At 60.9% G+C, this 9,113-nt stretch carries 7 protein-coding genes; 3 read left to right on the plus strand and 4 right to left on the minus strand.

The window, feature by feature from the left end; translation table 11 throughout:
• Positions 1-58: 58 nt before the first annotated feature.
• Entirely contained in the window at positions 59-697 is a 639-nt protein-coding gene (locus HX873_RS09640; protein WP_093201173.1) for a TetR/AcrR family transcriptional regulator, read from the minus strand.
• Between the two features lie 92 nt (positions 698-789).
• Here HX873_RS09640 and HX873_RS09645 point away from each other — a divergent pair, with 92 nt between their 5' ends.
• The 3 genes from HX873_RS09645 (at position 790) to HX873_RS09655 (ending at position 5,696) form a co-directional block, all read left to right on the plus strand.
• The gene (locus HX873_RS09645; protein WP_003219359.1) at positions 790-1,890 is read left to right on the plus strand and encodes an efflux RND transporter periplasmic adaptor subunit; all 1,101 of its coding nucleotides are present in this window, start codon (positions 790-792) and stop codon (positions 1,888-1,890) included.
• 6 nt (positions 1,891-1,896) lie between these two features.
• Positions 1,897-4,962, plus strand: a complete 3,066-nt coding sequence (locus tag HX873_RS09650) for an efflux RND transporter permease subunit (protein ID WP_134325827.1) — start codon at positions 1,897-1,899, stop codon at positions 4,960-4,962.
• Positions 4,963-5,504: 542 nt separating this feature from the next.
• The gene (locus tag HX873_RS09655) at positions 5,505-5,696 is read left to right on the plus strand and encodes a hypothetical protein (RefSeq protein ID WP_008430499.1); all 192 of its coding nucleotides are present in this window, start codon (positions 5,505-5,507) and stop codon (positions 5,694-5,696) included.
• Between the two features lie 48 nt (positions 5,697-5,744).
• Here HX873_RS09655 and HX873_RS09660 read toward each other — a convergent pair whose 3' ends face one another.
• The 3 genes from HX873_RS09660 to plsB all read right to left on the minus strand — a co-directional run.
• Positions 5,745-6,434, minus strand: coding sequence for a DUF4197 domain-containing protein (locus tag HX873_RS09660; protein WP_003219356.1), 690 nt, complete (start codon positions 6,432-6,434; stop codon positions 5,745-5,747).
• Between the two features lie 28 nt (positions 6,435-6,462).
• Positions 6,463-6,864: a YbaY family lipoprotein gene (locus HX873_RS09665; RefSeq protein WP_003219355.1), complete on the minus strand. Its 402-nt coding sequence runs from the start codon at positions 6,862-6,864 to the stop codon at positions 6,463-6,465.
• Positions 6,865-6,915: 51 nt separating this feature from the next.
• Positions 6,916-9,113 (minus strand): glycerol-3-phosphate 1-O-acyltransferase PlsB (gene plsB, locus HX873_RS09670; RefSeq protein ID WP_177122615.1); only part of this gene is annotated, 2,198 nt, incomplete at its 5' end.

The raw sequence follows: 9,113 nt of genomic DNA on the forward strand, positions 1-9,113 counted from the left end.
CCGCTGTAAGAGCGGAACCCTAAGTGGCCGTTACCTAAATAACGGATATGTACTCAGTTCAAAAAGCCCGATAAGCCCGCATAAACAGCCCCACAACCTCCTGCACATGCTCCTCGGCCGCCTCAGCGCTCAACTGCCCCCCACACCCATACAACAAACAAAAATTCGCCGTCCCCTTGAGCAAGCAAAAAAAATGCTCCGCCGCGGTGAACGGTTTGGCAATACGCAATGCGCCACTTTGGTCGATCTTACAGAGCAGCCGCTCCATCCCCTGCAACATACGCATCGGCCCAGCCTCGAAAAAGATCTGCGACAACTTCGGATCCTGACTCCCGGACGTCATCATCAACCGATGCAGGTTCACCGACTCCTCGCTATTGATCAGCACATGAAACCCGCGGGCGATATTGAGCAGCACCTTCTCCACCGGCATACCCTCGGGCAGCTCGAAATACATCACCGGTAACTGCTCTTCGCACTTGGCAACCACCGCCGCCGAGAACAGCGTCTCCTTGTCGGTGAAATGGCTGTACACCGTCAGCTTCGACACCCCGGCCTCCACTGCCACGGCATCCATGCTGGTACTGGCATACCCATTACTCAAAAACAGAATCTTCGCCGCATCAAGAATCGCCTGGCGTTTTGCCATGTCCTTGGGACGCCCGGGGCTATTGGTGTTCACAGGATTGTCGGACATTTTCACTTTATTACTGGACTGGTGAGTTTGGTATTAATAACATACTGGCCAGTATAATTATTCCTAGCACCATTAGCGAAAGGTCCTTCAGCATGCGCAGCTATTTCCTGCCACTCGCGTTGCCTGCCAGCTTGTTATTCCTGTTGGCTGCCTGTGGCCATGAAGAAGCGGCGCAAACCACCGTCCGCCCGGCCATGGTGGTTCAGCCAGAGCCTTCGGCGCAGGCTTCCGACAGCTACCCGGGCGAGGTGCGTGCACGCTATGAACCCGACCTGGCCTTTCGCATTGGCGGCAAAGTCAGCCGACGACTGGTGGAGGAGGGCGAGCGCGTCAAGGCCAACCAGCCCCTGGCCGAACTCGACCCTCAGGACGTACGCCTGCAACTGGAAGCCACCCGTGCCCAGGTCGCCGCTGCCGACGCCAACCTGAGCCTGGTACGCGCCGAGCGTGACCGCTACAAGACCCTGATGGACCGTCAGATGGTCAGCCGCTCCCAGTACGACAATTCCGAAAACCTCTACCGCTCCGGTGAAGCACGCCTCAAGCAGATCAAGGCCGAATTCGACGTGGCCAATAACCAGGCCGGTTACGCCGTGTTGCGCGCACCCCAGGATGGCGTGGTCGCCAAGCGTGCAGTGGAAGTCGGCCAGGTGGTGTCGGCCGGCCAGACCGTATTCACCCTGGCCACCGATGGCGAGCGGGAGGTGTTGATCAGCCTGCCGGAGCAAAGCTTCGGGCGTTTCAAGATTGGCCAGCCGGTGTCCGTGGAACTGTGGAGCCAGCCCGACCAGCGCTTCAACGGCCGCATCCGCGAACTGTCGCCGGCTGCCGATCCAAAGTCGCGAACCTTCGCCGCCCGCGTCGCGTTTACCGGCGGCAAAGTGCCTGCGGAACTGGGGCAGAGCGCTCGCGTCTTCATCCAGGCTGACGGGGTGATTCCCCTGGCGGTGCCGCTGTCTGCCCTGAGCGCGGAGAACGGCGCGTCCTACGTCTGGGTGGTGCAGCCCGACAATACCCTCAAGCGCACACCGGTGCGGATCGGCGCCTTTGGCGAGAAAACCGTGCCGGTGCTGGAAGGCTTGAACCCCACTGATTGGGTGATCGCCGCCGGTGTGCATGTACTCCATGAGGGCCAGCAAGTGCGCCCGGTGGATCGCGCCAATCGAGTGGTAAGTCTGGCGGCCAAGGAGTAGTCCCCGATGGGTTTCAATCTTTCCGAATGGGCGTTGCGTAATCGCCAGATCGTACTGTTCCTGATGATCCTGCTGGCAGTGGTCGGCACCTTGTCCTACACCAAGCTGGGACAAAGCGAAGACCCGCCGTTTACCTTCAAGGCCATGGTGATCAAGACCAACTGGCCAGGCGCTACGGCCCAGGAAGTGTCGCGCCAGGTCACCGAGCGTATTGAAAAGAAATTGATGGAGACCGGCGACTACGAGCGCATCGTCTCCTTCTCGCGGCCCGGTGAATCCCAGGTCACCTTCATGGCCCGGGACTCGATGCACTCCGCAGAGATCCCGGACCTCTGGTACCAGGTGCGCAAGAAAATCAGCGATATTCGCCAGACCCTGCCACCGGATATCCAGGGCCCGTTTTTCAACGATGAATTCGGTACCACCTTCGGCAATATCTACGCCCTGACCGGCGATGGCTTTGACTACGCCGTGCTCAAGGACTACGCCGACCGCATCCAGATTCAGCTGCAACGGGTGCCAGATGTCGGCAAGGTCGAACTGCTGGGCTTGCAGGACGAGAAGATCTGGATCGAGCTGTCCAACCTCAAGCTCGCCACCCTCGGCCTGCCGCTGGCGGCCGTGCAGCAGGCGTTGCAGGAACAGAACGCGGTGTCCACCGCCGGCTTCTTTGAAACCCCGAGCGAGCGCGTGCAGTTAAGGGTGTCCGGCAACTTCAAGACCGTTAAGGAGATTCGCGACTTCCCGATCCGCGTCGGTGATCGTACGTTCCGTATCGGTGACGTGGCCGAGATTCATCGTGGCTTCAACGATCCACCGGCACCGCGCATGCGCTACATGGGCGCCGACGCCATCGGGCTGGCCGTGGCCATGCGTGATGGTGGCGACATCCTGGTGCTGGGCAAGGCCCTGGAAGGCGAATTCGCACGCCTGCAGAAGAACCTTCCTGCCGGTATGGAACTGCGCAAGGTGTCGGACCAGCCGGCAGCGGTAAAAACCAGTGTCGGCGAATTCGTCCAGGTGCTCGCCGAGGCCCTGGCGATTGTGTTGCTGGTGAGCTTTTTCTCTCTGGGCGTGCGCACCGGCATGGTGGTCGCCCTGGCGATTCCGCTGGTGTTGGCCATGACGTTTGCCACCATGTATTACCTCGGCATCGGCCTGCACAAAATCTCCCTCGGCGCGCTGGTGCTGGCGCTGGGCTTGCTGGTGGACGATGCGATCATCGCCGTGGAAATGATGGCGATCAAAATGGAGCAAGGGTACGACCGGCTCAAGGCCGCCAGTTTCGCCTGGACCAGCACAGCCTTCCCGATGCTCACCGGCACCCTGATCACGGCCGCGGGTTTCCTGCCGATTGCCACGGCGCAATCGAGCACCGGTGAATACACCCGCTCGATCTTCCAGGTGGTGACCATTGCGCTGCTGGCCTCGTGGGTCGCCGCAGTGATGTTCGTGCCGTACCTGGGGGAAAAACTCCTGCCGGACCTGGCGAAGATTCATGCGGCCAAGCATGGCACCGACGGGCCGGATCCCTACGGCACACCCTTCTATCAGCGCGTAAGACGCCTGGTGGAGTGGTGTGTGCGTCGGCGCAAGACGGTGATCGTCCTGACCTTGCTGCTGTTTATCGGCTCGGTGGCGCTGTTCCGCTTTGTGCCCCAGCAGTTCTTCCCGGCTTCCGGGCGACTGGAACTGATGGTCGACCTGAAACTGGCTGAAGGCGCGTCCCTGAGCAATACGGCTGACCAGGTCAAACGCCTTGAAGCCTTGCTCAAGGAACATGCAGGTATTGAAAATTATGTGGCCTACGTCGGTACCGGTTCGCCACGTTTCTACCTGCCGCTGGACCAGCAACTGCCGGCCGCCAGCTTTGCCCAGTTTGTGGTGTTGGCCAAGACCATCGAGGAGCGCGAAAGCTTGCGCACCTGGCTGATCGAAACCCTCAACGAACAATTCCCGGACCTGCGTTCGCGGGTTACGCGGCTTGAAAACGGCCCGCCGGTTGGCTACCCCGTGCAGTTTCGGGTAACGGGCGAGCACATCGAAGAAGTCCGGGCCCTGGCGCGGAAAGTGGCGGCCAAGGTTCGCGAAAATACCCACGTGGTCAACGTGCACCTGGACTGGGAAGAACCGAGCAAGATCGTCTACCTCAACGTTGACCAGGACCGCGCCCGTGCCCTCGGCGTGAGCACCGCCAACCTGTCGAAATTCCTCCAGAGTTCCCTCACGGGCTCCAGCGTCAGCCAGTACCGCGAGGACAACGAGTTGATCGAAATCCTGCTGCGCGGCACGGTGCATGAGCGCACCGAGCTGTCGCTGCTGCCAAGCCTGGCGGTGCCGACCGACAACGGCAAGAGCGTGGCGCTGTCGCAGATCGCGACCCTGGAATACGGCTTTGAGGAAGGCATCATCTGGCACCGTAATCGCCTGCCGACCGTGACCGTTCGCGCCGATATCTACGGCAAGGAACAACCGGCCACCCTGGTGCAGCAGATCCTGCCGACCCTCGAAGGCGTGCGTGCTGAACTGCCGGACGGCTACCTGCTGGAAGTTGGCGGCACGGTCGAGGATTCCGCCCGTGGGCAGAACTCGGTCAAGGCCGGTGTGCCGCTGTTTATCGTGGTGGTGCTGACCTTGCTGATGCTGCAATTGCGCAGCTTCTCCCGCACCGCGATGGTGTTTCTCACGGCGCCCTTGGGCCTGATCGGGGTGACACTGTTCCTGCTGGTGTTCCGCCAGCCCTTTGGGTTCGTGGCGATGCTGGGGACCATCGCGCTGTCGGGGATGATCATGCGTAACTCGGTGATCCTGGTGGACCAGATCGAGCAGGACATCAAGGCCGGCCTGGCTCCCTGGCAGGCGATTATCGAGGCGACCGTGCGGCGCTTCCGGCCGATTGTGCTGACGGCGCTGGCGGCCGTACTGGCGATGATCCCGCTGTCCCGCAGCGTGTTCTTCGGGCCGATGGCCGTGGCGATCATGGGCGGCTTGATTGTTGCGACGGCATTGACCCTGTTGTTCCTGCCCGCGCTGTATGCGGCGTGGTTTCGGGTCCGCAAGGAGGCGGTGTAAGGCTGCGAGTGGCAGGGGTGTCCTGTAAGGAAATGCCTCTGGTCATTCACACATAGACGCAAACTGCGACCCTGGGCGACGGAACGTTTGCCCGTGGTGCTCCACTCAGAATTGTCTGATTGACAGACGTCGTTGTCGGGGCCGCAAGCCTGCGGTCCCGATGAACAACAATGAGTTCATGGAGTGTCATATGTTTATTTTGTCTGCCCTGGCAGCTTTCAAAGGTGCTTTCCTGGGGTCACTGCTGGGCAATCTGTTGCCTGGTTCCAATAAAGAAGCTGATACGGCGCGACCGCACAAGCCCGGCCATGGACGGCCCGGTTTCAACCACGGCCATCACTCCCGACCAACGGGGCCTGTCCTGCCTGCGCGGCCCAAGCCGTATCACCAGGCGCCGGTGCATGAGGCCCACCAACCCTACCAGAGGTCGTCGGCACTCTTTCCGATCCATCGGTAGCCGCTGACTCGAGGCAGCCCGGGAACCACTCGGGCTGCCTTGCCACTCAGAGGGGGCTTTTGACCATAGATATCGAGGAGTGTGTATGATTTTTCCAGTACTGGTTTCACCACTGCACCTGTTGGGGGCTGTATTTGGAATAGGGCCGAATTTCGGTCGGTCCAATGGCAATGGCCAGCCCGAGATCAACATTAATATCAAAACCGAAAACAACACCACCAACAGCAGCAACAGCAATGCCGTGGGTAGTGATTTGCCTTGCAAGTGCCGCTATTAAAAAAAACGCCCTGAATAGTTCAGGGCGTTTTTAGTTGCCGGGTATGGTCTACAGCGCCCCGAACACCTTCTTGGCCAAGCTGGTGGCAGCCGCCGCCGGGTTCTTGCGAATGGTTTCTTCCTGCTGGGCGATCATCTTGAACAGCCCGTCCAGCGCCTGTTCGGTCACGTAGCTTTCGACATTGGCGCTCTTGGCATCAATGGCGCCAAAGGTGGCGGCCTTGCCGGCGAGCGCGTTGTACTGCTGGGCCACGCCGACCTTGTCGGTAGCGGCCTTGACGATCGGCAGGAACTTGGCCCGGATCTCGTCACGGCTGCTTTTGTTCAGGTACTGGGTGGCCGAGTCCTGGCCGCCGGTGAGGATGCCCTTGGCATCGGTCACGCTCATGTTTTTCACCGCGTTTACCAGGATCGGCTGGGCCTGGGTGACAGCAGACTCGGCCGCCTTGTTCATGCTGGTTTCAAGTTGCGTGACCTGGTCACCCATGCCGAACATTTTCAACTTGTCAGCGACTTTGCCCAACTTGCCCGGCAGGCCGATCTTCACTTCGGGGTTGTTGCTGAAACCACCGGGCACACCCAGTTGTTTCACGGCAATCTGTGCGCCTTGGGTCAGTGCATCCTTGAGGCCGCCGGTGGCGTCGCCCTGGGACAGGCTGCCGAGGGACAAGGCCATGGCGTTGGCACCGAGCAGCAAGCCGGCGCACAGGGCAGTGAGGCGAAGGGAGTTACGGAGCATGGGCGCTTCCTTATGTTCGATATTTTAATCAGTGTGCAACCGCATCCACGCGCAGGCGCAGCGGTTGTGGGTCCTGGCCGTTCAACTGCACGGAGTGCCGTTCGGTGGTGATAAACAGTAGCTTGCCCTCCAGTTCGATGCGAGCGCTCACTGAGTAACTGTGGCCAGGCTTGACCTGGGTCGGGTCGTAGCTCAGATGAAAGGGCAGCGGCACCTGGCCTTTCACCGGGCCTTTCTGCTCGGCCAGGGTCACGGCCGGGGCATCCATCAAGGACACATCCTGCAGGGTCACACTCAAGGTGGCGGCGGGCGGCAGGGCGATGCGTTGCAGGTAGAAGACTTCGCCATCGAGGCTGGCTTTGGGCGCGGGGCTCATGGTCTGGCAGGCTCCCAGCAGGGCGGTCAGGCCCAGGAGGATGATTTTTTTCATGGTGCAGCTCCTTGTCAACGGCGCCAGAAACACCCTGGCGCCTCGGTCACTCTAGTGTGTTTCTTCGGGTACCACAGGCTGGTCTGGCGCCTCCTCGCTGCGATGCAGTGCGACCTGGCGAATCGACAGGCGAATCTCCGCGGGCAATACGCGTTTGGCTGCACCTTCGGCCAGCTCACCCAGCAGCGGGTGATAGCTCAGTTTGCCGGCCTCGTCGCGACGCAGCACATCTTGCTCCAGCAGGGTCTGGATAAAATGTCGGAAAAGGCTCTTGTCGAAGAACTCCGGGGCATTCAGGCCGTGCAGGATCGACAGGCGCTGGGCCATGACCGTGCACAGGTCTTCCAGCTCTTCGGCGCTGATGCTGTTCTGGCCGCTGTTGAGCAGCAGCGAGATCGCCATGTAGAAGCGTTGCAGGGTCTGGGCGATGCTCTTGGACAGCAGGGTCAACAGCACAAACTGCCGTGAGCTCGGCGCCGGGCGCAGGTACACGTCGTTTTCAAAACGCAGCAGGCCTTGTTCGACGAAGGCTTCGAGCCACTGGTCGACCACAGCGTCCAGTTCGTCCAGGGACCAGCGGATAAACAGCTCCGATTGCAGGTACGGGTAGAGCGCACGGGTATAGCGCAGGATCTGTTCGCGGCTCATCCGCGAGCTGCTCTGGAAGAAACTTGCCAGCAGCGCCGGCAGGGCGAAGATGTGTAGCACGTTGTTGCGGTAGTAGGTCATCAGGACGGCGTTCTGCTCGTCCAGGTAGAGGATCTTGCCCAGTGCATCGCTCTGTTCCGACAGCAGGTGCATGTCCTTGACGTGCTTGATCAGCGCCAGGCCGTCGCCTTCCGGCAGGGTGGTGTGGGGCGAGTAGGGCACCTTGCGCAGCAGTGCCAGGTACAGATCCAGCTGGCGCGCCATCGCCTGTTCGTCCAGGGCCAGGCGGGTGGTGGACAGCAGCGCGAGGGCCACCAGGTTCACCGGATTGATCGCCGCCGCTTCGTTCAAGTGTTGCGCCACCCGTTCTCCGAGGCGGTTGGTGGTTTCGTTGAGCCACGCCGGCTTGTAGTTCGGGCCCAGCTCCTGGGAGCGCCAGTCGGGCTGCTCGCTGTCGAGGAATTCAGCCAGCTTGATCGGTTCGCCGAAGTTCACGGCGACCTGGCCAAAGCGCTGCTTGAGGGCGCCGACCACTTTGAAAATATCGAAAATCGACTCTTTCTTCTTGCTCGCACCGCGCAGTTCGCCCAGGTAAGTGCGGCCTTCCAGCACCCGCTCATAGCCGATGTACACCGGCACGAACACGATGGGCATGCGCGAGGAACGCAGGAAGCTGCGCAGGGTGATCGCCAGCATCCCGGTCTTCGGTTGCAGCATGCGCCCGGTGCGCGAGCGTCCGCCTTCGACGAAGTATTCCACCGGGAAACCCTTGGTGAACAAGGTGTGCAGGTATTCGTTGAACACCGAGGTGTACAGCGGGTTGCCCTTGAAAGTACGGCGCATGAAAAACGCCCCGCCACGGCGCAACAGGCTGCCGATCACCGGCATGTTCAGGTTGATCCCGGCGGCGATGTGCGGCGGGGTCAAGCCATTCTTGAACAGGAGATAGGAGAGCAGCAGGTAGTCGATATGGCTGCGATGGCACGGTACATAGATCACCTCGTAGCCCTGGGCGACCTTTTGCACACCTTCGATGTTGTTGACCTTGATGCCGTCGTAGATCTTGTTCCAGAACCAGCTCAGCACCACTTCGAGGAAACGGATGGCGGTGTAGGTGTAGTCCGAGGCGATCTCGTTGCCATAGCGCAGGGCCTGGGCCTTGGCTTTCTCGGGGGTGATTTTCTCGCGTTCGGCCTCATCGAGGATCGCCTGGCGTACCAGTGGCATGTTCACCAGGCCCTTCACCAGGTTGCGCCGGTGGGACAGGTCGGGGCCGATCACTGCGGTTTTCAGGTTGCGAAAGTGCACCCGCAGGATGCGCTGGGCCATGCGCACGGTGCGTTCGTGGCCTTTATTGTGCTCGATCAACTCACGCAGGTTGATGGGCGCGGAGAATTGCACCCGGGTCTTGCGGCCCAGGATCAGGATGCTCAGCAGCCGGCGCAGGCGGCCGGTGACGGCCCAGCTGTCGGCGAACAGCAGTTTCCAGGGGCTGGACTCGCTGTCGGGCGACTGGCCCCAGAACACGCTGACTGGAATGATCTGTGCATTCTCTTCGGCGTGTTCGGTGAGCACATCCACCAGGCGGGTCAGGGTGGGTG

It is taken from the genome of Pseudomonas sp. P7758 (assembly GCF_013386485.1).
Taxonomy (GTDB): domain Bacteria; phylum Pseudomonadota; class Gammaproteobacteria; order Pseudomonadales; family Pseudomonadaceae; genus Aquipseudomonas.